This is a genomic window from Ammoniphilus sp. CFH 90114 (assembly GCF_004123195.1).
In the GTDB taxonomy this organism is placed as follows: domain Bacteria; phylum Bacillota; class Bacilli; order Aneurinibacillales; family RAOX-1; genus YIM-78166.
This window is the reverse complement of record NZ_SDLI01000001.1, coordinates 39,403-65,084: the sequence shown is the minus strand read 5'-3', so window position 1 is coordinate 65,084 and position 25,682 is coordinate 39,403. Positions and strand designations below refer to the sequence as shown.

Here is a 25,682-nt window from a genome sequence, read left to right as displayed (position 1 = left end):
GACAATTCAACCTGCCAATCTTCAAGTCAACTACAATTTAATCTCGTTGAAGATCTGGAACATGGGAACCAAGATGGCCGAAACGATAGTCCCTACGATTCCTGCCAGTAAAACGATCATAAGCGGTTCAATCAACGACTTCAGTTGATCTGTTGCACTTTCTACTTCAGCTTCATAGAAATCTGCCACTTTCCCCAGCATGACATCTAACGATCCCGTCTGCTCGCCTATGGCAATCATCTGCGTGACTAATGGCGGAAATACCCAATGCTGCTTCATCGGCTCTGTTAAAGGTCTACCCGTCTCCAATGATGTGCGGGAAGAGCTTAGTACCTTCGTCATGACTTCATTGTCCAACACCTTCTCCACAATCGTGATCGCTTGAAGGATAGGAACTGAGCTTGCAAATAGACTGCTTAAGGTTCGAGCCATGCGGGCAATCAGGGCTTTCTGCAGCAGCTTGCCGAACAAAGGCAGCCGTAGAGAAAAGTAATCAACGTAAAACTTAATCCCAGCCATTCTTTTAATTATCATGAACGTCACATAAAGAAGAATAAGACCAAGAATAACCATCCACCAGATTTCCTTCATTCGAGCACTTAGGTGTAAGACGAGCTTGGTAATAGCAGGAAGCTCTGCTCCGAAGCCAGAAAACATGTTGGCGAAGGTTGGTACTACAGAAGTCAGAAGGAACATGACCACTCCCCCAGCAATCAATCCTACTACAATGGGATAGGTTAGTGCCGAGACCACTTTTTGCTTCGTTCGATGTTGTTTTTCGAAGTATGTAGCCAAGCGATCCAATGTTTCGTCAATACTCCCCGCTACCTCTCCAGCCTGTACCATGTTAATAAACATGGGAGGAAAAATTTTGGGATGCTTAGATGCAGCTTCAGACAAAGGTTTACCCGAGCGCAGATCCTCTTCTATTCCTTGAAGAGCTGATCTTAAAGCTTTGGATTCTGACTGCTCTGCTAGAACTTTCGTTGCATCCACTACGGTAACGCCGGATTGCAAGAGGGTTGAGTACTGGCGAAGAAAGATGACATAGTCTTTAAACTTAACAGGGCTTCCTATGGTAATATCCTGCTGAAGAAAACTCACTTCCTGTTCCTTCATGTTGAGAACAGCAATCCCTTGCTCCCTTAATTTTAGCATGGCCTCTCTTCGGCTGTTACTGGTAATTTTTCCTTTTCTTTGCTTCCCTGTGCGGTCTCGTCCTTCATAGACAAATTGAGTCATAGCTATAGACTCCCGTCCTTAAGATAGGGTTCAGCTGCTTCCCTTGATATAATCCGGTGATGTAATAGCTCCCCAATAGACATTTCTAGCGTATGCATTCCAAGAGCTCTACTAGTCTGCATAATGCTTGGAATCTGGTGGATTTTTTCATTTCGAATTAAATTCGCGACAGCTGAATTGTTTATCAATACTTCGGTTGCTACTCTACGTCCCTGCCGATCCACAGTAGGGAAAAGGCGTTGAGATATGATTGATACCAGCACGGAAGCTAACTGAAAGCGCACTTGTGGCTGTTGGGCAGCGGGAAACACGTCTATAATTCGGTCAATAGTAGAAGGTGCATCTGTTGTATGAAGCGTCGCCAAGACCAAGTGGCCTGTTTCTGCTGCCGTAATAGCAGTAGAGATGGTCTCAAGATCTCTCATCTCTCCTACGAGAATGACATCCGGATCCTGTCTTAGTGCTGCGCGAAGTCCATTGGCAAAACTCTGGGTATCTGTGCCAATTTCTCTTTGGTCAATCAGGCAGTTTTTATGACGGTGTAGATATTCAATCGGATCTTCCAGGGTAATAATGTGCTTTCTCATATTCTGATTGATAAAATCTAACACAGAAGCAAGAGTAGTTGATTTTCCGCTTCCTGTTGGTCCTGTCACCAGGACCAACCCTTGCGGCTTCGCAGCGATCCCCTTCAAGACTTCAGGCATACATAAGTCTTCTAGCGTGGGAATGGAATACGGAATCGCACGAATAGCTAAGCTAACTGCGGATCGCTGGCGAAATATATTGACCCTAAAACGGCTGCCATCCAACAGATTGTAGGATAAATCGATTTCACCCTTTTCCAGAAAATATCCCCAGCGTTCATCCGGAATCATTACTTTAGCCATCGACTCCGTGTCATCATGACTTAAAGAGTGTTTTCCGTAAGCTTTAAGTATCCCATGCTGGCGAAGGACGGGTGGCATGCCGACCGTTAAATGCAAGTCTGAAGCTTTATGCTGGATGACCATCTGCAATAGTTTCTCAAGTTGTTCCTTCATCACACCACCTGCTAATCCTGGATTGCAACACGAAGAATCTCTTCGGTTGTGGTAAGGCCTTGCTTGACTTTCAGCAATCCGTCATCCAAAAGAAAGACCATCCCATTTCGTATGGCATAATCTCGAATGGTCGTGATCGGCTTTTCATTCATAATCATCTTTCGAACCTCATCATCTAAGATGAGGATCTCATGAATAGCAATACGTCCCTTAAAACCGGTATCGTTACATGTTCCGCATCCTTTGCCATAGGCAATGCGATCTATCGTCAACCCTCGCTTGGCAAAGATGTCTTTTTCACGCTCTGAAGGAGGACGAACCTGCCGACAATCTCGACAAACCTTACGAATTAATCGTTGAGACACAATACCAGAAACAGAAGAGGCTACAAGAAAAGGCTCTATTCCCATATCGACAAGACGAGTAATCGTTCCAATCGCATCATTGGTATGAAGGGTGCTTAAAACCAAATGCCCTGTGAGTGCAGCACGAATAGCAATTTCAGCTGTCTCTGTATCCCTGATCTCCCCGACCATAATAATGTTTGGATCTTGTCGAAGGATAGCCCGCAACCCCTTAGCAAAGGTCATACCCACATTTGCATTTACTTGAAGCTGATTGACTCCCTCCAACTGGTATTCCACTGGATCCTCAATCGTAATGATATTAACGCTATCGGTATTCAGCCGATTCAGAGTGGCATAAAGCGTTGCCGACTTCCCCGAGCCTGTAGGGCCTGTTATGAGGATGATCCCATTCGGACGTTTGATTAAATCTTGGTAACGCTCCAGGTGAAGCTTATTAAACCCTAGTTTATCAAGATCATTTAAAGAGCTTCCTAAGTCAAGAACTCGCAAAACAATTTTCTCCCCATAAACCGTGGGGAGAGTCGAGACGCGAAGATCTATAGGATGAAATTCCAAGTTAATTTTAATTCTACCATCCTGCGGTATCCGTTGTTCCGTAATATTAAGATTAGCCATAATCTTAATTCTTGCAGTAAGAACACTTTGCATATGCTTCGGCAAGGTTCTCTCCGTATGTAGTTCACCATCCATTCGAAACCGGATCACGAGCTTCGTTTCATGTGGGTCAAAATGAATGTCACTGGCTTTGTGCTGCACCGCACTTAACAGAATCTGGTTGACCAATTTGACTATAGGAGAATCTTCTTCCGTTACACGTTGCTCTTCTCCTACTATCTTTGTAGGAAGATCTACCATGAATTCTTCCATCGTAGCATCCATTTGATAGTATTTGTTAATAGCCTTTAGGATCTCGTCCTTAGCAGCAATGGCAGGTTCAATCTGAAATCCAGTAGTTAACCTTAAATCATCGATAGCAAAGTAGTCCATAGGATCGGCCATAGCTACAAACAACTTATCGCCCTCTCTTTTAAGAGGCATTAACAAATTTCTCTTAACAAAATCCTTTGATACTAAATGTGTAAGAGATGCATCGATAGGATATCGAAAAAGGGTCACATGAGGAATTCCAAGCTGAAACTCTAAGACCTCTATCAGCTGTTGCTCGGTAATTAATCCTTGCTGTAGTAAAGCATCACCTAATCGTTGCGTGGGACTCTTATCCTTCAAGGCTTTTTGAAGTTGTTCTTCCGTTATGAGTTCGGCTTCAATTAATAAATCGCCAAGCCTTTTACGGGTCTGCTTCATTGCTAAAACTCCTTATCATAAGAGTTTAATCTAATTACGTGATGATCGTTATACTCTTCTACCTCGTCTGGCTCTTCAGAGTTCCCTATGCTCGGTTCAAGAGATCTCTCTTTTTCCACCATTGAGGTTAAACCATCCTCTTGGAGGACTGAGAGCTGCTCCGATACATTGCGCTCTTCTACTCTGTGAATAGGCGGGTAAAAATCCTCAGCGACTAAGATCTTATCCGTGGAAGCTGGTTTGCGGTAAACCTTCACATATTTTCCAGCCTGACCCTCAACCTTTACATTCTTCTCTGTATCTCCAAGCTGGCTATTATAATGTATGACCGTCTTTGGTTGAAACGATCGTTCTTCTTCAAGCAAAATTGTATAGTCGTTTGGAAGAGGCAATCCGGAAATAACCAAGCGCAGCTCCCCAGAACGATAGGTTAATCCAAACTTATAATCAGAAGGATTAGGGTTATGAAATACTAGATCATACTTTCCTGGTATCACTTTCGCTTCGTATCCTAGTTTAATATAGGGTGGCAGCTCCCTACTGATGTTTCGCTCCAGCACCTCAAAATTAGTAGGCAATATCGCTTGATAGATAGCGCTAGCAATGGTATCAAGGGCAACGGAAGGAAGCGGATCAATATGATGTTCCTGCAAAATGGTTAATAGTGAAACTGTACTTTCTGCTGGAATCGTTATTTGAGTCAGTTTCGGAATCCATTGAATGAGTTGGGAATCTTCCCTTTGCGTTTGCACTGTAAGTTCGGCAATAGTCTCAACGACAGGAGCGGACTTTCTTGTATGAAAATCCTTGAGATCAAGTAAAATATTTTGTGTTTCTAATTTCGTAGCGTAACCTAAGAGTACGTTATCAAGTTCATTCCGGTCTACTTCTTGAATAAAAGAAGCATCTGCTAGACTACTTAGCATAAAATTAATATCTTCTTGTTCTAAAGACACAATTAAAGGGGAAACCCCATTCAGCTGGGCTGACTGAACACTTGAAAGGACATCAATGCTAAAAGCAGTGGAACTTAGGACTTTCTCCTTCTTTTCCAGCCTCACTCGAATCGTGTCCTGGCTTCTCCAAGTTTCCACGGCTAAACCAAGCTTTTCAACCGCCATTTCGCGGGTTAACCCTTCTACAGGCACCGGACCAATAGCAGCACCTGCAGCGAATTTGGGTTCACCTAAGAAATGATCGTACACCTTCATAGCAATCGATTGAAAACTAAAAAGAAAAAGAGTCGCCAGCACAAGAGTCACAAACAGCTTGGATTGATGAATGGCTCTGTCAGATACAGGTTGCATAACATCCTCACCTTATCGCACATTCATAGATAATTCTACAAGTACAGACGGCCCTGATTGCTGAGCCTTCTCTATTTGGTCTATCGTCAACACCGTATTCTCCGGAATGAGCAATGAACCTTGGGCATCATAAATGTCCTTGATTACTTCTTTTCCTTCAAGAATTTCGATTTGCTTCATTTTTAGCGGGTCAATCGTAGGTCGTTCTTCTTTTTCGGAATTCTCCGAGTACAGATCATTAGCCTCTTTGTCCCCCTCAATTGCATCAGATAATTTGCTCATGACATCTTCATGTACAACCATGAGTTCTTTTCCTAATGTGATGACATACTGTGCAGGCAATGCCTTATCCTCGCCTTGCATATGGACTACTACACTTGCAATCTGGCCGGTTTCCTCATCTACATTAAACTCTATAACCTCTCCAAGCAATTGCCCTTTACGAGTCATGACCTTTGTCCCAATAATTTTAATCTGCTTAGTAACGAGTTCGCTCGTTACCGGGATATGTGTAAGGTCAATAATATCTCCAGCACTTTCAACCGTAACGGCAAATTCCCCAATTCCAATTACCTTCTTAAAAGGAATAGCCTTAGCATTAATTTGCCAATCCTCATGTTGAAGCGTAAGGAAGTCAATGGATTTCTGACCAGGGTTAACAATTAAAGATTTAACGGTTCCCACTTCATTCCCATCCACAATACTAATCACTGGAAGAGATACGATTTCACTGCTCTTCTTCATTATAAATTCACCACACCCAACTCGATTAATTTTGTCGATATCTGTTCATTTCCCTGGAAATTTGTTAGTTTCCATCTATTTTACTAGTGAATAAAAACAATAACAATAAAAGTTCAGTTATCAATATTTGTTATTTATCTCTTCTAAAAAGTACTCGATCTCTTGATTCAACGCTTCATACCCTTGATAACGCTCTTGTAAACTAATCAGTAACAAATGCAATTTACGGTAGTTCTTCGTTTGGATGTAAAAGTTGCGCAGAACGGAAGCAAACACATAATAATCTAAGTCCGGAAGGGATGAAACAAGATGAGCCTTAGCAAAAGCTTCAAACGCTTCCTCTTCCATCATCTCTTCAGCCTTAGTTAGTTGTTCCAGCATGCTGTTCAGAATCTGGCTTCTAAGACGAGGATCACCAGGTATCTCCTTGACCGGAGTAGCTTCTTCCGTATCCTTATTATTTTCTATACTTTCAATAGGATCGTGCTCCTCCGATAATACCAAAGAAACTTCAGCTTCTACTCCCAGTTCTAATTCACCATCCTCAAGCTCCTCTTCCCCTTGAACTTCAGAGATCTTTTCTCCTTCTACCTCTACACCTTCGTCATCATCCAAATCTATCTTATTCCACTCCTCCAAGACTTCGAATGCCTCTAGCCTTTCTTTCGTGTTCAATGGCTGTTCAAAAGGCTCTTCTTCAGTTTCCAGGATCAGTAGACTCGAACGAGTAGAATTTTCATTCATGAGTTCTTCAATGTATTGAGCCTCGTTTTCAACGAATGGATTTGATGGGATATCCTTGGTCTGGGTTCCCTCTTCCTTCATTGCTACCTGAGTCACTTCCGGTACATCAATTTGTTTTTCCTCAGGGAGGAACTCATCAAATTCCAAAGTTTCCTCCAATTTGCTTTGTGCAGTCATCTCGGAAGAGTCGCTACCTAATTGTAATCCCATCGGGTCCTGATCTACCCTAATGGTTTCACCTTGTTCATCATAAAAACCGCCCCCGCTCCCTTCATTGCTAGCAAGGATAAATTCTTCTTGTCCTTCACGATTTCTCTTCCCAATAAAATACGCAAATAGTCCAGCCAACAATAAGAGAATTAAACTTGTCTGCCACCACATAAACAAGGACTGCATAAATACTCCTAAGGCGGCAAGCAATAAAGAAGCTATAGCTAATTGCATCCTTATTTTTTTATTTATTCTCACCGGTAGAACATATAAAATAGGAATTAGAATGAGAACGCCTAGGAATAAAGTTATATAATCTCCCAAAAAACCACCTCTATCTATGACATCAATCCTATGGTATTCTTAATCTTTCGACAGCAAGTTACATTATCCTCTAAAATACGAATATTTTTGACTACCTTATTGTAATACAAAGTGCCTATTAATAAAAGAAAGCACATACTAAAGTTTTACTAAAAAGGCAGGATAAATGATGAGAATTAAACAAAATTCTGGATTTACATTACTGGAGGTCCTTGTGGCCGTATTGCTCTTTTCTTTTGTCTTCCTATTATTTGGCGCCTTTTTTATCAACAGTTTCACCATTTCTACTAAACAAGATAGCGAAGTGGTTGCGATTAATTTGGCTAGGCAGATAGCAGAACAGTGGAAAATTGGAAATGAATGTGTAAACACAGGACTTGATCCAAACCTTATTACATGCAAAGAACAAAAAATTAATAATAGAGACTACTACCCTGTAGTATTCCTTCAGGATTATCCACCTATTAAGTTAATAACGGTTAACATCTATTCAAGCAGTGAAAGAATATCATCCAATCTATTATCTACGATTACCCTTGCTGAGGATTAGTCTATGAAGAAATATCTAAAAAATGTAAATAACCAAAACGGGGTAACACTTATAGAGCTTCTTGCTGCTACGGTTATCCTTTTCCTTTTCATTATCCCGCTTTCAAGCTTCTACTTATCAGGTTTTACGGTGTTCCAGCAAACCGTAAAACAGACGAACCTTCGTCAAGAACTCGATTTTGTCATAGCTGATGTCATGAAAAAAATCCAATACGCTAATTATTTCGAGCTGCAAACGACAAGGTCAGATGATAAAAACAATATGATTAAACTAATTAACAGCGGAAAATTGGTTAGTGATTTAACGATTGACTCGACTAAGCAAAATCTTTACCACACCGACTTAGCCACTTATAGGATTGAGGTTCCCAGCAGTTCAACACCTCGATCTACGGTTACCAAACATACCTATCACTTCGAAGACTTTGACTTCAACAAGAGTTCATATGTGGTGAATGGATTATTTTCTTTAGACGAAGAACAGCAGCTGCTAACGACTTATTTTATCATTGCTCCCAAGACGGCCGAAAACAGCGACCCTATAATCGTTAATCAACAGCAAGCTAGTTTTAAAGACATAAAGGAAATTGAAGAATATGTAAAAAACAACCAAGGTCCTTTTGAGTATATTCGATTCGTCAAAACAGAGTTCCCTGTAAGTAATAGTCAATGAGAGGTAACACTATGAAATCAAATCAGAAGGGCTTTGCCTTATTAACTGTTGTTCTTATTATTGTTATATTCACCGTTTTAGGCACCGCTCTACTAGGACTTGTCTTTCAATCCTTTCAACATCGAATGGTTGCAACGGAAGAGATTCAAGGAAAGATGCTTGCAGAAGCCGGGTTGCAATATTTCCAGAGATCAGTGGAAACATCCGTTTCCACACCCGGACATGACGTTAATGCCGTGGTAACCCAATTTCTAAAAGAAAAATTTTCTTCCCCACAAGATGGAAAGGAAAAATTCACAGAGTATAAACTTCCAAATGGAGCCGGTTCCTTCGCCATTATGTATAACGAAAAAAATACGGTTGAGTTTAAGAACCCCCCCTTTGATCCCTATTCACAACCTTTTAGCAAAGAAGTGGAGGTTTCAGTAATTGGTATTCCAACTGCTGCCGAAGGCGACAGAAATCAACGATTAATGCGTGTTAGACTTGACGCTACGGTATATATCAACACGGTACCCTCTGCCTTTCATTACGCTTTAAGCACACCTAATGAACTAAGGTTATTTGGCGGAAGTAATATCATTGGTAACATTAGCGCAAAAAAAATCCTTACTACTGTAAACTATAGAACAAGCTCATACTCTAACGAACTTAACAAAGATATTCCAGAGGCTCATCCTGGACCTTCCTATAACCAGCCTTATATTGAAGGGGTTGTCTTCGTGGAAAATGGATTAGGAAACATACCTATGATTTCCTCCTTTTCCTCGCTAACACCAACTGATCCCCTTCCGCCTTCTGTCAATATCGAAAGTGCAAGCCGCAAACACCTTAGAGCGATATTTAGACCTTTAGATAAGATTGAAAGTAATGGGCTGATTTCCGCTGATCCAACAAAGCCTTACTATCCTGGAATGGAGCCGCCTCTTGTTAAAAAAGCCCAAACGAGTCATTCTTTATTTTCAGATAATGTGGATTTGGCTGATTTTATCCACTCCGAATTTGCATCTATCGAAGATTCTAGCAAACTAGCTACCGTAGAGAGAGACTCTCCACCGATTATGCTTGAGGATTCTTCAAATAAGAGTGAACCAATTTCTTGGACTGATGGCTTTCAACAACTTGACTTACAGAAATCTACGAACCGTACAGCCTTTATTGAAACAAGACAAGGCAATTTTCGATCCAGCGATCATGATGGATCGAATGCCGATGGTTTTTTACCCACTGCCCGGCTTACAAGTGACCTATTACAAGCTAATTATATTAATAAGCTATACATTGGACCTCAAGCGATTAAGAACAAGAAGCTCGACTCCGATCTCTACTATTTGAACAATAATGCCTCTGTCGAAATGGGGCGTACAAACTCTTTCTCCATTGGCGTTCATAATGATAAAGATACTCCTTTTACTTTTTCCGGTACCATTTATATTAAAGGGGATCTAGACATCGTTGGGGATGTTAATATTAATGGGAGTATTTTTGTAGATGGAAATGTGGTCATCCGAGAAATATCTAATTTAGCTAATCAAAATCTCGTTATTATATCAACAGGAATCATTACCCTATCCAATAGGTATATTGACGAAACTACAAAGTATAATGATGACCTAACTCTTAATGAAAACTATGTACCCGTTAATCAATGGAATACTTTATCACCTTTTTCAGCCTATCTCTACTCAGAGAAGACTATAACCGTATATTCATCTAATTCCTTTAACTGGATATACGGAGGACTTGCCACGGGCTCAGGATTGAACCCACAGGCCAACATTGAACTAAACACACTTCGTGAATCTAATGACGATGACTTAGCAGCACGGTTTGTTCTCCAGTTTAATCGTGGAATATTTGAGAAGCCGACTCCAGGTCTTCCCCATGCGAATCGGTTATATACAAATAGCTATGATCTAACGTATAGAAATTTCCAAGAATCCATCGTGATCGAAAAGAGTAAATAGAAAAAAGTTGCAGTTATATAAACTGCAACTTTTTCTTATGATTACTGTAGTTTTTCTCTGGCATACACCGTTACTTTCAAATCATCTCTCAATTCAAAAGGCAAGCGCTCACCACTATTCGTTATCAAGGTTAAGCTGACAACGGCCTCAACATTAAATTGCTGAGAATAACCAGTTGAGGATTTTAAGAATTTAATGACAGGTGTTGAAAATTTCCCAATACCATCTTCGTACATTTGTCCTTGAAGAACAAATTGATTGTTTCTTACATCTTTAATTGAATAGTAAGGCGTCTGATGAGTTTTACCATCTGTCTGAACAAAAGGTTCAAAGGATGCACTTTTTATACCTTCCGGAAGGATAACTCGATAGGAGAGTACAACTCTCGCTGCACGATTGCCTGAAGAGGACGAGCTCCCTTCTCCATCAGTCGAAGATCTAATATCAATCTTTATTCCACTATTATCAATAAACGACGGATTTTTTGGTATAAAACTTACTGGCAACTCTTTCTCTACTACGGTTGCACCTATAACAGCCTTTACCTTAATTTTTTGACCTTCTACAAAGACCAGCTTGTTTTCCTTTACCTCTTTTTCAAGAGTAATACCAACAGTAAATTTGTTTTTGGACGCTACATCAATTTTAATCCAGTCTCTATTGGTTGATTGATTTGCATAATCATATTTATACCAAACTGTGTTATCCCTAACGGTTTCTGGAATAGGAACAACATCAATGATGACATAGTCACCGACAATTCCGTTTTGCGTTAATCCGAAGTCAAATACGGTAACTTCAACACTTGCACTCCTCGTTGGATCATACTTAGATGTTGCAGTGATGGTAACTACACCGCCCTTAATGGCTGTAACAACTCCATTCTGATCAACAGTTGCAATTTCCGGATTATTTGAAGACCATTCAACTGCTCTATTAAAGAAGTTCGGTGGATGGACTGTGACCACCAGTTGATGCTTATCATCTATTTTTAGAACAGGAACAGGATTTATGCTAAGAGATATATCACGTATCTTAACGGTGACCGAAAACGTTGTAGACAAGTCTCCTCCCTCACCGTCATCTGCCGTTACTGTAACATTCAAGTCTCCAATAGCCAGCGGATCTATCGTTAATAAATTCTCCTCAACTGATAAACGGGAAATCTCACTATTCGTAGGAGATACACTAAAAGTAAGGGTGTCTCCATTAGGATCAACGAAATGCTCAGTAAGGTCGATTACTACCGAACCCTGGCCTAGATAAAGGATCTTATTATCAATGGATCTAACTAGAGTTGGGGGAGAATTGGCTTCAATTACACTTACAGTAAATGAGAGAGTAACTTGCCCCCCTCTTTGGTCATTCGCCGTTACTTCTACCTCAGCGGTCCCGACTTCCAATGGGGTAAGAACCAATTCACCTCCCACGATGGACGCCTTAACTTTAGACTCATCACCACTAGATGCTGTAAAGGTTAAGGGATCTTTATCAGGGTCTGTAAAATGATCACTTAAGTTAATTGCCTTGTTGCCTTCACTAATAATTAAGATTCGATCCTCTATAGGTGTAGATACAATAGGAGCTCCATTCTTTAGAAGGGTAAGAGTATGCACTTTTGTACTCTCATTTCCAGCAGCATCAACGGCATAATAGACAAGAACGTTTTCCTCTTGTTGTAGAGTTAGAGGATGCGTAAAGCTTCCGTCTGCCTTGACCTCAATAGGAATGTTTTGGGATGTCCCGTTAAGATCCTTTAAGATGAAAGAACTTAGATTCTTATCAACCACTTGACCTTGGATCGTAATATCCCCTTGAGAAAGTTGACTCTTGTCTGCTGGCGTAATTATCGTTATCTGCGGTGCTGTTTTATCAACAGTAATCCTTCTTAATACTCCCTCACCGTTGGCAAAACCTCCTTCTCCCTTTACCTCCAGAAGATAGGTACCATCATCAACCATTGTAATTTCTGCATCTACACTTGCAAGCGTCGTCCAAGGCACTGTACTCCCATCCTTGGTTAAGCGATACTTGTATTGGACACGAGAATTAGGGTCTGGGATCCTTTCAGCCAACCATCCGATTACATCTTCGTTTGAATAAGAGTCATCCTCGTCTAGAATAAGTTGACTAGGTGTTTTTTTTAGTTCAATTCCCGGAATCATTGGTAGATATTCCACATATATGGTTTTTCTAGCCACATCTTGATATTCAATGCGGATTACGTTATTATTCAACCCATTTTCGTCTTGCAAATAGGTTAACTTTTTTACAGGATAGGAGGCAAGGACAAGCGCATCAACTGAACTATTGTCCTGTTGGTTGATCTTACTGATCTTGCCCAAGTCATCACCCTCATAGATAAAGCCTCTACTATCCTCTAACTCAACTCTAGCTCTTATTTGCTGATTGGGAGCTTGGATGGATATCATTCTATCAAGGCTTTCATTGTTTTTATAGATTACCTGCGGATTAGTCAGTTTAGTCCGAAGCGCCCAATCCACGCTTAGTTGCAATTGACGCATCTGGCTAGCGGATGGTATAAAAGTTCCATTTTTATATTCTACAGAGCTAAAGCTAATTTCTGCTCTTTGTCCATCATCATCAGATATTACAACAATCCCTGGATCATTTTTATTAATTACAGTTACTCCTTCAGGGAGAGCTTGAACCAACTTAATATCTGTCATTTTTCCCCTATCCATTGGTTTTAAAGTTTCAGAAGGCGACAAATTGTAATCTACTGTAAATGTATTACGATTCAACCCAGGATCTTGAGAAATCACTAGATTATTAGCCTGCTGGGAATAAGACATTGTTCCTTGAAAGGTAGGCTCCGTTTGGGCTCGCACAACCACCGTAACCGGATTAGGTAATCGGTAACTCTGAGGATTCCCTGAAAGATCCTTGTACTCCAGCATGGCTTCGTCGAAAGTATAAGTTCCTTCCTTTGTAAACTCTAAAGGAAGATTGTACGACTCAATTGGTGGTGTTCCCCCATTAAGCTGGTAGGGAACATCCCTCAAATGAAGAACCGCGTAATCTCCTTCTAAGTAAGCAGCAGACCCATCTGGTATCTGAACATTTTGCCCTAAGTTCCCGCCTTTTATTTTCAATCTTAGACTAATCTCGCTCATATTGAGTTTACTGATTTCTTCCGAGACGGAGCGAAACACGGTATTTAGATTGTCCACTGTCCCATGTCTAGCTTCTGCCCCGGTGATTTCGGATAGATTAGACAGTAAATTCATATCAATTTCTTGATTTGGTCCAGCCGAGTCCCCGAAGCCAATAGTATACAGTTTAACGTTCTGTTTACCCAATTCGGCGGCAGCACTTGTAACCTGCTGGATGATTTCCTGTCTAATATGGTTCGACGTCGTTCCACTGAAAAAGTAGTGGTCTCCATTATCTAGAAAATACTTACTTCCAACCCAAGTTCCATTGTTGTTTTTTAATAGAAGATAGTTGACTTCTTTATTCCCTGAAAACCTTTTGGAAGAACCTGATAAAGTGTAAAAGGTGCCATTGACGTATTCCACTTTGGATGAATGTGTAGGCATGCCATCTGTAAGAAAAATAATATACTTTTGTCGTGTAGAACTTTTAAGGATATCACTAGCCTTTTTCAGAGATATTGTATAATTTGTACTTCCGTTTGTCTGTAGAGAATTCACCTTTTTTAATATTTGCTGCTCAAAGGCGTTATTGGTGTTCGCCGTAAGGTTGTATACCCCTTTGCTCTCTGCTTCTATATCATCTGAAAAGGGTACAAGGGCTAATCGATCACCAATATTGATATTCCCTGAATTATAAGATTTAAAAATATTAATAGCTTCGTTGACTGCATTTTGGGCCAGTACCAGCTTCGTCTGGTTTTTATTCCCAACCCTATTATTCATCGATCCCGATTTGTCAAATACCAAAACGACATCCACCGGTTGCCGTGTAATCTCTGCAACATTACCCTTTGGAACAAGAGTAATATCCACTCTTCCTTTCGCATTGGCATTGCTGGGCTTTAACACTTCCCCTTCAGCCGCCTTCATATCTGCTTCTAACTTCGGAAATTCAGTTGGTGACTTGGGCGTTTCAGGACTAACTGTAATCTGACAAGTCACAGACTTATTGCCGTTTCCTTTGTTACTGCCGTCGCCATGATAAGCTGTTATGGTTGTAGTTCCAGCCTTCAGGCCTATAACTTTAATGGTACCGCCCTTCTTTTTAACAAGTTCTATTATAGCGCTGTTGCCAACCTTCCATTTCAAGGATTGAGCGTTCGCCGGACTAATCGTTGCAGAAATAGACTTCTCTTCCCCTACACCTACATTGCACTGACTGCAATCCATGATCACATCATTATTCGTTGTATTTCCGTTAGATGATCCGGCATTTGCAGTTTGTCCGAAAGGAAACAGTAGGTTACCAAGTATCATTACCATAAGAGATAAAATACAGATTACCTTTCTCATATATATCACTCCCCCCTCTATATCCTTCATTTTTTCACCTACCTATGTTTCTACCACTCTCTTTTACTAGTTGTAGCATTTCACAATAAATAGTGGAAAGGTATTCTAAGTTCTTTTTTATAGCCATCAACAACCCCCTGCCAAAAGGCCTAACAAAAGGCAATTTTTCCTATATCTATCTTAACTTAAATAATCGTGGAAATGAACCACTCCAATTGATTAAATCTCTATTTTTACCTGACCAAATATATCCAACATTTAAGCTGTAAACAAAAAACGAAAATTTATTTAGCTCTACAACAACATTTGTAAAGCGGGTTAAATTCAGTCCCTGCATTCACCCACCCCACCTCCACCGCATACTCTACAACAAGGAGGTGGGCGTTCATGCGGTCTAACCCGATGATTACCTTTGATCATGTGACGAAGACCTTTATTACGCGTGACGGTGAAACCCATGCCGTGGAGGATATCCACTTCACTGTTGGGGATGGTGAATTTGTTAGTATTCTTGGTCCTAGCGGTTGCGGAAAAAGTACCCTTCTATCGATGCTCTCCGGTTTATTCCCTCCTACTAAAGGCAAGATTCTCATTAAGGATGAACAAGTGACTGGCCCTTCCAAGGAGATTGGCTACATGCTGCAGCAGGATTACTTGCTTAGCTGGCGTACCATTAAGCAAAATATTCTTCTTGGGTTAGAAATACAAAATGCACGAAATGAAGATAGTGAGAAACGCGCTCTCAAACTGCTTTCCGAGATGGGGCTTCTATCTTTCAAAGATCACTTGCCAAATCAGCTGTCTGGAGGAATGAGACAAAGGGTGGCACTTGTTAGAACCTTGGCAACCAATCCTGATATTCTTCTCTTGGATGAACCTTTTTCTGCATTAGACTTTCAAACTAAACTTAAACTCGAGGACTTGGTCATAGATACGCTGCGCCGAAAAAAGAAAACCGCGATCCTAGTGACCCATGATATTTCCGAAGCCATCGCGATGTCAGACCGAGTCGTTGTCTTAGCATCTAGACCTGGTAGAATCAAAACGATCATTGAGATTCCAGATTGCTTACGTTTACCTTTGCCATTTGAGTCAAGAGAGAAGCCTGAGTTCCAAAGCTACTTCCAGAGGGTATGGAAGGAGTTGAATAATAAATGAATGGGTTGGAAGGTTGGTTAAGACGTGGTGAAAAATCACCTGAGCATGGTGACTTCTTAAAGAAGGAGAGACTTTACAGCTTCCGTGTTGGTATCGCACAGTTTTCTCTATTGTTCATCTTCATTGCCCTGTGGGAAATCTCTTCTCGCTCTGGATGGATTGATCCCTTGTTATTTAGTAGTCCTTCTAGAATATGGGGAACCTTTTGGGATATGCTGTGGCGTGGAGACTTGCATCATCACACCTTAGCAACTGTATGGGAAACGGTGGTCGGCTTTATTGCGGGAACTGTGGCAGGTACATTGATCGCAATTGCCATCTGGTGGTCCAAATTTTTATCCCGCTTGCTCGATCCTTACTTAGTCGTTTTAAATGGAATGCCTAAGGTTGCACTCGGTCCCTTGTTCATTGTTGCCTTTGGCGGGGGCTTCATGGCTATTGTAGCCATGGCGGTGGCGATATCCGTCATCGTAACAACCATTGTTGTTTATGGAAGCTTCCGAGAGGTGGATCAAAACTATATCAAACTCGTGCAAACTTTCGGAGCCAACAAAGCACAAATTTTTAGCAAGATTATCCTCCCTGCTTCTTTTCCGGCGATTATTGCTACCTTAAAAGTCAACGTCGGCTTAGCTTGGGTTGGAGTCATTGTAGGTGAGTTCCTTGTTTCAAAGCAGGGACTTGGCTATCTAATCATTTACGGATTCCAAGTGTTCAATCTGACGCTTGTCTTTGTCAGCTTATTTATCATTGCGATATGCGCGACCATTATGTACCATCTCGTACAGTTTACGGAAAAGATTCTCTTGCGAAATCGCGATTAAACGCTTCTATAAGGGTGACTTATTTCAAAGGGGTCAGACCACACTACTATATCTGAATGTTATCTATATTATTAGACAATCAGAAATAGTTCTATTTGTGGGAATCAGACCCCTCCAAGTCATTCTTTTATCCATTACACCCTAAATCTCTTCACGATCTGCGACAGCTTTTCGGATTGCTGGGACAATCTATTCGCTTCAATCGCCAATTGCTGGACTCCGGTCGTTTGTTGGTCCATTGAGGCAGCTACACACTCCATAGACTCCGTAAACTGTTCGGCGATGGTCGTCACCCTGTCCATAATCTTTTGCACTTCCTGACTATCTTGTTGGAGCAGACCGGAGTGTTCCTTATTACTCAAGACCTGTTCTCTCATCTTCTTAATCGTATCGTTTAACTGATTAATAGAGACACCAGCTTGATGAACAATTTTAACCCCTTCAGAGATCGTTGTGACGCCTTCTGTTACGTTTCTTACGGCTTCCAAGGCGTCCATGCGATTCTTTGCTAGGTCTGTCATGATATCCTCAGCGAATCTCGAGGTTTCTTCGGCCAGCTTTCTGACTTCGCTCGCCACTACAGCAAACCCCTTACCGCTCTCCCCGGCTCGAGCAGCTTCAATGGAAGCATTGAGAGCGAGCATATTCGTTTGGCGGGCAATATGAGTAATAGCTGAGATCTTCTGGCTGATCTGGTCGGATTCGTCTGCTACTTTTTGAATCCTTTCCGCTGCCTTCTCCACGATACTCTCAATTGCTTTCATTTGTTCGTCCGAGCGATTCACCGCTAGCATCCCATTCGAAGCGATCTCAAACGCATTATCGCTCCACTTCACTGTGCTTTCTATCCCTTTCAGCATCTCTGCAGAGGCAGAAACCATCTCCTGAATCATGGCATGGGAGGTTTGTAAGCCCGACAATTGTTGGTCAGTACCGCTACGAAAGGACTGCATTAACTGAGTAAGCTCTTCAAAGGCTTGAGCTTGGTGGCTGGCCTCTTGAGCCTGGGATTCGCTTATTGTTTGTGTAGTATGCGCAGCAGCGGCTAATTCCTCTACAATACTCTTCATGCCTAATACGACTTTATTTAATTCATATCCCATTTGGCTTAACTCATTGCGCCCTTGCTGGGCTGCCAATACCGTTAGGTTCCCTGCGGAAATACTGCGAGTCAAACTATACCACTCGTTTAGTCCTCCTTGAATTTTACGGTGTAGATACCAGGCTCCCGCCATTCCAAGCAATAATCCGATCATAGCGATAAGCCCTACATCTTGAATAGGTAAACCCAATCCCCAAGAAATCAAGGCAGTTATAGCCCCTGGTATCATTCCGAGACCATAGACAACAGGCTTAAGAAAAGGGCGTAACGCAATACGACCCATTCTTAAGTTGTAATTTTTCTTCCCCTCTCGGATGACGGGAATGGAAGCATCGATTAACACCTCTCCTGTATTGCGATGATACAGCTGAACCAGAGCTGTATGGGTTTTTGCTGACTTAAGTCCCACAGAATCGTTAAACAATCCGCCTTCCCTTAACCGATTGGTGTGCACCCAAGCATGTCCCGTTTCATCTACCAATACATAATATTCATCCTGTTCAAGATCCTGATCAAGAAGCTTTCGTATTTCCGGAACGACATCCTCAATGGAATCCATCTTCCTTAACAAGGGTTCTATTTTTCCTGCTGTTCGGGTTACTTTATCTATCGCTTTCTTGGCTTGACGAGAATTAACTGCGGCTTCACTCATAACGACTACCTCACTTCAGTAGGATAGAAAACAGGTTATAGTGATAAATATTATTCTAGCTATTCTGCTAAATTTCCTGCTGCTTCGACTGGGAACTGCAAGAAAATTGGAAAAAGAGTTGCATCATTTTTCTTTACAACTAGTTGCTGTATAATAGTGTCAATTTGATAATTTTACGGAGGGGTTCTCTGTTGTGAAAAAGTCACTACTTGCTGATCTTAGTTTGCTTTTAGTAGCATTTGTCTGGGGTACGACCTTTGTCATTGTGCAGAATGCAATCTCTACTCTGCCTCCCCATGCTTTCAATGCCATTCGCTTTTTATTAGCGTCAGGACTATTATTCTTATTCATCCTTTTATTTTACCGAGAACAATTACGGGCTTTCTCGAAGAAGATGATAGGAAGTGGAATAGTCCTTGGCATTTGGCTCTTTGGCGGATATGCCTTTCAGACGGTAGGCTTACTTTATACCACATCATCTAAGGCAGGCTTTATTACGGGACTATCCATTGTACTCGTGCCTCTCTTTTCCCTCATGCTGTTAAAGCAACGTCCCAAGTGGCCCGCAATCATCGGTGTTCTAGTCGCGACGATTGGACTTTATCTACTTACTTTGAGTGATTCTTTGAATATGAACAATGGCGATTTTCTAGTATTTCTTTGTGCTATTTGTTTTGCAATGCAGATTATATTCACTGGAAAGTATGCTCCATCCTATCCAGCCCTACCGCTTGCTCTTATTCAAATCTTCACCGTTTCTGTTCTAAGTGCTGGAGCGTCATTTCTATTTGAAAATGGGCAAACTTATCTCAATAAGGATATACTGACACAGAATCATGTATTATGGGCTCTTCTGATTACAGCTGGTCCAGCCACAGCCTTGGCTTTTCTCACACAGACCATCTGCCAGCGATTTACAACACCAACACGTGTAGCTTTGATCTTTGCTATGGAACCTGTATTTGCTGCTTTAGCCGCTTTTATCTGGACAGATGAAGTGCTAGGATTCAAAGCACTTAGTGGATGTTTGCTGATCTTTATTGGTATGATCCTATCTGAGCTTCAACCAGAACAATTACTAAATAATATGAAAAAGAAAAAAACAGTCCCACAAAATCACTAGGAGTGTGAACGATGTATAAACTAATAACCATTGATGTGGATGATACCCTTCTTAACGATGATTGGAAGGTAACAGAAGCCACGAAAGAATCTCTCAAGCAAGCCATAGAACAAGGAGTTACCGTAACATTGGCAACAGGGAGAATGTATGCTTCAGCAAAGCAAATCGCAGCCCAGATTGACCTTAACGTGCCTTTGATTACTTACCAAGGATCTCTTGTTAAGAATCTTCTAGATGGTGAAGTGCTATATGAACGATCTGTCCCTCCTGCAATCGCACGCTTCCTCTACGAATATGCAGAAAAGCACAACTTGCATCTGCAAGGCTACTATGATGATAAACTGGTAGGCCTAGAAGACAACGATAAAATCAAAGAGTATTCTCACATGGCGAAGGTCCCTTACATTATTGAACCCGTCGAAGAGATCTTAACTAAGCCATTAACAAAGCTATTATTCTTTGAAGACCCGGACGTTTTGGACACACACGCAGAGCAACTCAAGCAGATGATCGGACAAGAAGTCCATATTACGAAGTCAAAGCCTTATTTCCTTGAGGTTTTACATAAAGAAGGAACAAAAGGGGATGCTGTTCGTTTTCTAGCTCAGCATGTTGGATGTGACCTCTCTGAAGTCATTGCCATTGGGGATAGCTGGAATGATCATGAGATGCTAGAAGTGGCGGGACTTGGTGTGGCGATGGGAAATGCCGTGGAATCATTAAAGCAGATTGCCAATTTCATTACCAAGACAAATAATGAAGATGGCGTGAAGTACGTGATCGATCGTTTTATTCTGAAGCAGGAGTAGAGGTGTCAAAGCAGCAATCCGACGCTTTGACACCCTGAAAATCGGTCCACTACGATTTCGGGGCACCAATCCGGCGCTTTGAAACTTAACTCAGTCATTAGGTCCATAAATAGAATAAAAAAACAAAGAGGGTATCCCCCGGTTTTACCGACCTTTCGGGATACCCTCTTAAACCTATTCCACAGCTGGAACCTTCTCATTGATCCGATTCCAGATCTCCTTCCAGGCCTCATCCTTCCCTTGACCTGTTTCGGATGAAAATAAAATGATTGAATCGCCCTTTTCTACATTGAGCGTTTCCTTAACCACTTTCTGATGCTTTTGCCATTGTCCCTTAGATATCTTATCAGCCTTCGTCGCCACGATAATGACAGGTATATTGTAGTGCTTAAGGAACTCATACATGTCTTGATCGTCACGAGTCGGAGGATGCCGTAGGTCAACAAGCTGAACTACAGCCTTTAGTTCTTCTCTCCCAATAAAATATTCCTCGATCATCTTTCCCCATTTTTCTTTTTCTGATTTAGAAACCTTAGCAAAGCCATACCCTGGAACGTCGACAAAATAAAACTCTCCATTGATCTTAAAGAAGTTCAAGGTTTGGGTCTTTCCTGGTTTGGAGGAAGTGCGTGCTAAATTTTTGCGATTTAACATCTTGTTGATGAACGAAGATTTCCCCACATTAGAACGCCCGGCCAGAGCGATCTCTGGCTGGGCATCCTGCGGGTATTGTTTAGGTCCAACAGCGCTTATAATAAAATCCGCGCTTGTTACTTTCATACGGTAACCCTCTTCTTTACTAATGCTTGCTCGAGTACCTGATCAAGATGCTCTACCGGAATGAAGGTAAGATCCTGACGAACCGTCTCTGGAATATCGTCAATGTCTTTCTCATTATCCTTAGGCATGATGATCGTTTTTAACCCGGCACGATGAGCAGCAAGTGATTTTTCTTTCAATCCACCGATAGGGAGCACGCGGCCACGCAAGGTGATTTCACCAGTCATCCCAACTTCTCTAGAAACCGGAATTCCCGTCAAAGCTGAAATCAATGCAGTAGCCATGGTAATCCCTGCCGAAGGGCCATCCTTTGGAATCGCACCCTCAGGAACATGGATATGAATATCGTTTTTCTCGTGAAACTCTGGATCAATATTCCATTCCTTAGCTCGGGAGCGAATATAGCTGAAAGCCGCCTGAGCAGATTCTTTCATGACATCGCCTAGCTTACCTGTTAAGGTGAGCTTTCCTTTACCCGGGAGGACTGCCACCTCAATCGTTAAGGTGTCTCCACCTGTCTCAGTCCAAGCCAGCCCCGTACAGGCTCCGACCTGATCCTCGGTTTCAGCGAGACCATATCTATACTTCGGTTTGCCAATCAACTCTTCGATGGATTCGATGGTGACCTCTACCTTTTCTTTGTCCCCAGCGACAATGAGCTTGGCAGCCTTACGACAGATCGTTTCCATCATACGATTGAGGTTACGCACTCCCGCTTCACGTGTATACGTACGGATGACCTTTAGTAAAGCATCTTCAGTCACTTGCAGCTGTTCTTCGCTTAACCCATGCTCTTCTCTTTGCTTCGGCAAGAGATATTGCTCGGATATCTTTAACTTCTCGATCTCTGTATAGCCCGGGATATAGAGCATCTCCATACGGTCTAACAGAGGTCGCGGAATGGTATGCACGGCATTGGCCGTCGTAATAAACATAACCGAAGAGAGATTATAAGGCTCTTCAATGTAATGATCACTAAAAGTATCATTCTGATTCGGGTCTAACACTTCAAGCAAGGCTGCTGCAGGATCTCCACGGAAGTCATTAGCCATCTTGTCAATCTCATCCAATAGGAATACAGGATTAACCGTGCCGGCCGTTTTCATTCCCTGGATAACGCGACCGGGCATAGCTCCAACATAGGTTCTGCGGTGGCCTCTAATTTCTGCTTCGTCTCTAACACCACCGAGAGAAATTCGGACGAATTCGCGATCTAAAGAACGAGCTACAGATCTTGCTAATGACGTTTTCCCAACACCAGGAGGCCCAACTAAGCAAAGAATAGGTCCCTTCAAGCGGTCTACTAGCTTTTGTACAGCTAAGTACTCCAGCACCCTTTCCTTCGCCTTCTCTAACCCATAATGATCTTCATCTAACACTCTCTCGGCATTCTTAATATCGAGGTTATCTTCTGTTCTCTTCGTCCATGGAAGGGAGAAGAGCCAGTCGATATAGTTGCGGATAACATTCCCTTCAGCCGATGTGGGAGGAGTCTTCTCTAACCGCTCGATTTCCTTCTCAATCTTTTCCTTCACCCGATCTGGCGCATCCGATTCCTTCAGCTGCTTGCGAAGCTCATCGACTTCACCGGCACGGCCTTCCTTATCGCCTAGCTCTTTTTGTATCGCCTTCATTTGCTCACGAAGGTAATACTCCTTCTGCGTCTTCTCCATCTGTTTCTTAACACGCTGGCCGATCTTCCGTTCTAGTTCTAGAACTTCTCGTTCATTGTTTAGCAATTCTAGGAGTTTTTCCAATCTCTCCTTGACATTGACCATCTCCAATATCTCTTGCTTATCCTTCATCTTAAGCACAAGATGGGATGTGATCACGTCAGCTAAGCGACCCGGTTCATCAATATCGGAAACAGAGGCAAGGGTTTCCGGTGTCACCTTCTTAGAAAGCTTAATGTACTGCTCAAACGCCTTAAGGACCGATCTCATGAGAGCTTCCACTTCAGTTAAGTCGTCAACGACTTCGTCTAGGATCGACATATGTACTTCAAAGAATTCGTCTTCCTTAACAAAATGGTTCACCCTTGCACGCTTCAGCCCTTCCACCAGAACCCGAATAGTGCCGTTGGGTAGCTTTAGCATTTGTTTAATTCGGGCTACTGTACCCACTTTGAAAATTTGCTCTTTTGTCGGTTCCTCCAGATGGACCTCTTCTTGCGTTGCAAGAAGGATCAAATTATCTTCAACCATAGCCTTCTCAAGCGCCTTAACGGACTTTTCCCGGCCTACATCTAGGTGAAGAACCATACTTGGGAAAACCAGCAAACCTCTGAGAGGGAGCATTGGTATCTCTCTTTCTCTATCTGTTGTTCCCATCATGACACCTCCATGGCTCTACTATGGACATAATTGTAACTTAACTGACTTCAGTTGTCTAATTCTTCCGCCGATATTACAACGTTACGGACGATGCGGAGAGCACATCGCCTGGCCCTGGGAGCATAACCGACTCATTTTCGGCTTCTTCAACAAGGATGGCCAGATCGAATACTTCCTCCACTCGATCCACAGGGATCACACGGATATCTTCCATAGTTTCAAAAATGGCCTGCCAATTATCCCTTGGAATGATTACCTGCTTACAACCTGCCTGTTTGGCTGCTTCCACCTTAGCTACCACACCACCGATAGGCTTGACTCTGCCATGAATGCTGACCTCACCCGTCATAGCCGTTAAGTTATCAATAGGGACATCATGAATAGCAGAATAAATTGCTGTAGCCATCGTTATCCCTGCAGATGGTCCATCAATGGGTGTACCGCCTGGGAAATTGATATGTAAGTCATAATCCTCTGTCCGTAATCCCTGGTATTTGAGTACCGTTAATACGTTATCAACAGACCCTTTAGCCATGGATTTCCGTCGAATAGTCCGTTGGCGACTTCCCATTTCTTCTTCTTCCACAACCCCTGTAATGGTCACTTTACCTAATCCAGAACTCTCTGCTTTGCTCGCTGTAACCTCGATTTCTAGAAGCATTCCCATATTAGGTCCATATACTGCCAACCCATTGACCAAACCCACTTGTGGTTTTTCATGCACCTTTTTTTCCGCCCGGGGAGATTTTTGACTACTGTGAACGACCCATTCCACATCAGCCCTGGTAATAGTCTTACGATTTTCTGTGATGGCAAGTCCTGCGGCAATTTGAACGGTATTAACCGCTTCTCTTCCATTCGTTGCATACCTAGAAATCACATCAATCGCCCCTGGCTCGGCTTCGAAATTGATCTTTTTCACTGCATTTTCCGCAATTTTTTCGATCTCGCTATATAAGAGAGGGCGGAAAAAGATTTCTAAACAACGTGAGCGAATCGCTGGTGGAATTTCATCAGGTGTTCTTGTTGTGGCTCCCACGAGACGAAAATCGGCTGGCAAACCGTTTTGGAAAATATCATGGATATGGCTTGGAATAGAAGGGTTTTCCTCACTGTAGTATGCACTTTCCAAAAATACTTTGCGGTCTTCCAGTACCTTTAGAAGTTTGTTCATTTGGATAGGATGTAATTCACCGATCTCATCAATAAATAACATTCCACCATGCGCTTTCGTGACTGCTCCTGGCTTCGGTTGCGGTATGCCGGCCTGCCCCATAGCTCCTGCCCCCTGATAAATTGGATCATGTACGGATCCAATAAGGGGATCAGCTATACCTCTCTCATCAAAACGCGCGGTTGTTGCATCCAATTCAATAAATTTAGAATTCGCATTAAAGGGGGACTGTTCATTTTTCTTTGCTTCCTCTAGGACTACTCGTGCCGCCGCTGTTTTCCCTACCCCAGGAGGACCATATATAATAACATGCTGCGGATTGGGACCGCATAGAGCTGCTTTTAATGTCTTTATTCCATCCTGTTGTCCAATAATCTCACTTAAGTGGGACGGCCTAGTCTTCTCCGCAATCGGTTCTGTCAGTGATATGGCTCTAAGCTTTCGTAAGGATTCCATTTCCTTGCGTGATTCGCGATCAACAGCCGTTTTACTCGTACGTTGATTTCGGAGTAAATTCCAGAAGTAAATCCCGATAATGACAGCAAAAAACACCTGTACTACCATAAGCAACATCGACCAATTCATAATATCCCTCCCGTTAGTCTATATACGGTGTATTATTGCCTTCTGAAGAAAAAATTAGTCCTTTGATGTGCCTAGGTCATGAACAGGGGAGAATAAAATAAGCAAAGGGGTCAGACCCCACAAAACTATATCTAATCCAATTCAACTAGATATAGTTCAGTTGTGGGAGTCCGACCCCTTATGAGTCAGCCTCT

At 42.1% G+C, this 25,682-nt stretch carries 18 protein-coding genes; 7 read left to right on the top strand and 11 right to left on the bottom strand.

The annotated features are described in order from the left end of the window. Positions 1-30 precede the first annotated feature (30 nt). The 6 genes from EIZ39_RS00290 to EIZ39_RS00265 form a co-directional block, all read right to left on the bottom strand. A complete protein-coding gene (locus tag EIZ39_RS00290) occupies positions 31-1,242 on the bottom strand; it encodes a type II secretion system F family protein (RefSeq protein ID WP_129196254.1) in 1,212 nt (403 codons plus the stop codon). Positions 1,243-1,244: 2 nt separating this feature from the next. Continuing rightward, the gene (locus EIZ39_RS00285) at positions 1,245-2,285 is read right to left on the bottom strand and encodes a type IV pilus twitching motility protein PilT (RefSeq protein ID WP_129196252.1); all 1,041 of its coding nucleotides are present in this window, start codon (positions 2,283-2,285) and stop codon (positions 1,245-1,247) included. A gap of 11 nt (positions 2,286-2,296) precedes the next feature. Continuing rightward, entirely contained in the window at positions 2,297-3,958 is a 1,662-nt protein-coding gene (locus EIZ39_RS00280) for a GspE/PulE family protein (RefSeq protein WP_129196250.1), read from the bottom strand. 2 nt (positions 3,959-3,960) lie between these two features. Next, a complete protein-coding gene (locus EIZ39_RS00275; RefSeq protein ID WP_129196248.1) occupies positions 3,961-5,265 on the bottom strand; it encodes a VanW family protein in 1,305 nt (434 codons plus the stop codon). Positions 5,266-5,277: 12 nt separating this feature from the next. After that, positions 5,278-6,009 (bottom strand): PRC-barrel domain-containing protein, encoded by a 732-nt coding sequence (locus tag EIZ39_RS00270; RefSeq protein ID WP_129196246.1) that lies wholly within the window; start codon positions 6,007-6,009, stop codon positions 5,278-5,280. Between the two features lie 120 nt (positions 6,010-6,129). Then, the gene (locus EIZ39_RS00265) at positions 6,130-7,287 is read right to left on the bottom strand and encodes a hypothetical protein (RefSeq protein ID WP_164984823.1); all 1,158 of its coding nucleotides are present in this window, start codon (positions 7,285-7,287) and stop codon (positions 6,130-6,132) included. 166 nt (positions 7,288-7,453) lie between these two features. Here EIZ39_RS00265 and EIZ39_RS00260 point away from each other — a divergent pair, with 166 nt between their 5' ends. Genes EIZ39_RS00260 through EIZ39_RS00250 form a run of 3 tightly spaced genes read left to right on the top strand, consistent with a single transcriptional unit; the run spans position 7,454 to position 10,476 of the window. Then, positions 7,454-7,837 carry a prepilin-type N-terminal cleavage/methylation domain-containing protein gene (locus tag EIZ39_RS00260; RefSeq protein ID WP_129196242.1) on the top strand — a complete coding sequence of 128 codons (384 nt, stop codon included), beginning with the start codon at positions 7,454-7,456 and terminating at the stop codon, positions 7,835-7,837. 3 nt (positions 7,838-7,840) lie between these two features. After that, on the top strand, positions 7,841-8,509 hold the full coding sequence (locus EIZ39_RS00255; RefSeq protein ID WP_129196240.1) for a PilW family protein: 669 nt from the start codon (positions 7,841-7,843) through the stop codon (positions 8,507-8,509). An 11-nt stretch (positions 8,510-8,520) separates the two neighbouring features. Beyond that, a complete protein-coding gene (locus EIZ39_RS00250; RefSeq protein ID WP_129196238.1) occupies positions 8,521-10,476 on the top strand; it encodes a hypothetical protein in 1,956 nt (651 codons plus the stop codon). Positions 10,477-10,517: 41 nt separating this feature from the next. Here EIZ39_RS00250 and EIZ39_RS00245 read toward each other — a convergent pair whose 3' ends face one another. Further along, positions 10,518-14,948, bottom strand: coding sequence for an Ig-like domain-containing protein (locus EIZ39_RS00245; RefSeq protein ID WP_164984822.1), 4,431 nt, complete (start codon positions 14,946-14,948; stop codon positions 10,518-10,520). Between the two features lie 387 nt (positions 14,949-15,335). On the opposite strand from EIZ39_RS00245, the gene EIZ39_RS00240 reads away from it, so the two are divergent. Together EIZ39_RS00240 and EIZ39_RS00235 are read left to right on the top strand one after the other, a co-directional pair. Beyond that, complete coding sequence (locus EIZ39_RS00240; RefSeq protein WP_129196234.1) at positions 15,336-16,106, top strand: ABC transporter ATP-binding protein; 771 nt, start codon at positions 15,336-15,338, stop codon at positions 16,104-16,106. Beyond that, positions 16,103-16,930: an ABC transporter permease gene (locus EIZ39_RS00235; RefSeq protein ID WP_129196232.1), complete on the top strand. Its 828-nt coding sequence runs from the start codon at positions 16,103-16,105 to the stop codon at positions 16,928-16,930. The genes EIZ39_RS00240 and EIZ39_RS00235 overlap by 4 nt, the downstream gene beginning before the upstream one ends. A 134-nt stretch (positions 16,931-17,064) precedes the next feature. Here EIZ39_RS00235 and EIZ39_RS00230 read toward each other — a convergent pair whose 3' ends face one another. Then, a complete protein-coding gene (locus tag EIZ39_RS00230; RefSeq protein WP_129196230.1) occupies positions 17,065-18,684 on the bottom strand; it encodes a methyl-accepting chemotaxis protein in 1,620 nt (539 codons plus the stop codon). Between the two features lie 193 nt (positions 18,685-18,877). On the opposite strand from EIZ39_RS00230, the gene EIZ39_RS00225 reads away from it, so the two are divergent. Both EIZ39_RS00225 and EIZ39_RS00220 read left to right on the top strand, forming a co-directional pair. Beyond that, positions 18,878-19,807, top strand: coding sequence for a DMT family transporter (locus tag EIZ39_RS00225; RefSeq protein ID WP_129196228.1), 930 nt, complete (start codon positions 18,878-18,880; stop codon positions 19,805-19,807). Between the two features lie 11 nt (positions 19,808-19,818). Continuing rightward, positions 19,819-20,616 (top strand): Cof-type HAD-IIB family hydrolase, encoded by a 798-nt coding sequence (locus tag EIZ39_RS00220; protein ID WP_129196226.1) that lies wholly within the window; start codon positions 19,819-19,821, stop codon positions 20,614-20,616. 174 nt (positions 20,617-20,790) lie between these two features. Here the strand turns inward: EIZ39_RS00220 and yihA are convergent, their stop codons facing one another. From yihA to lonB, 3 genes are all read right to left on the bottom strand, one after another. Then, the gene (gene yihA / locus EIZ39_RS00215; protein WP_129196224.1) at positions 20,791-21,396 is read right to left on the bottom strand and encodes a ribosome biogenesis GTP-binding protein YihA/YsxC; all 606 of its coding nucleotides are present in this window, start codon (positions 21,394-21,396) and stop codon (positions 20,791-20,793) included. Continuing rightward, entirely contained in the window at positions 21,393-23,726 is a 2,334-nt protein-coding gene (gene lon / locus EIZ39_RS00210; protein ID WP_129197865.1) for an endopeptidase La, read from the bottom strand. Before lon ends, yihA begins: the two co-directional genes overlap by 4 nt. Positions 23,727-23,802: 76 nt before the next feature. Next, positions 23,803-25,488, bottom strand: coding sequence for an ATP-dependent protease LonB (gene lonB / locus EIZ39_RS00205; protein WP_129196222.1), 1,686 nt, complete (start codon positions 25,486-25,488; stop codon positions 23,803-23,805). Positions 25,489-25,682 lie beyond the last annotated feature (194 nt).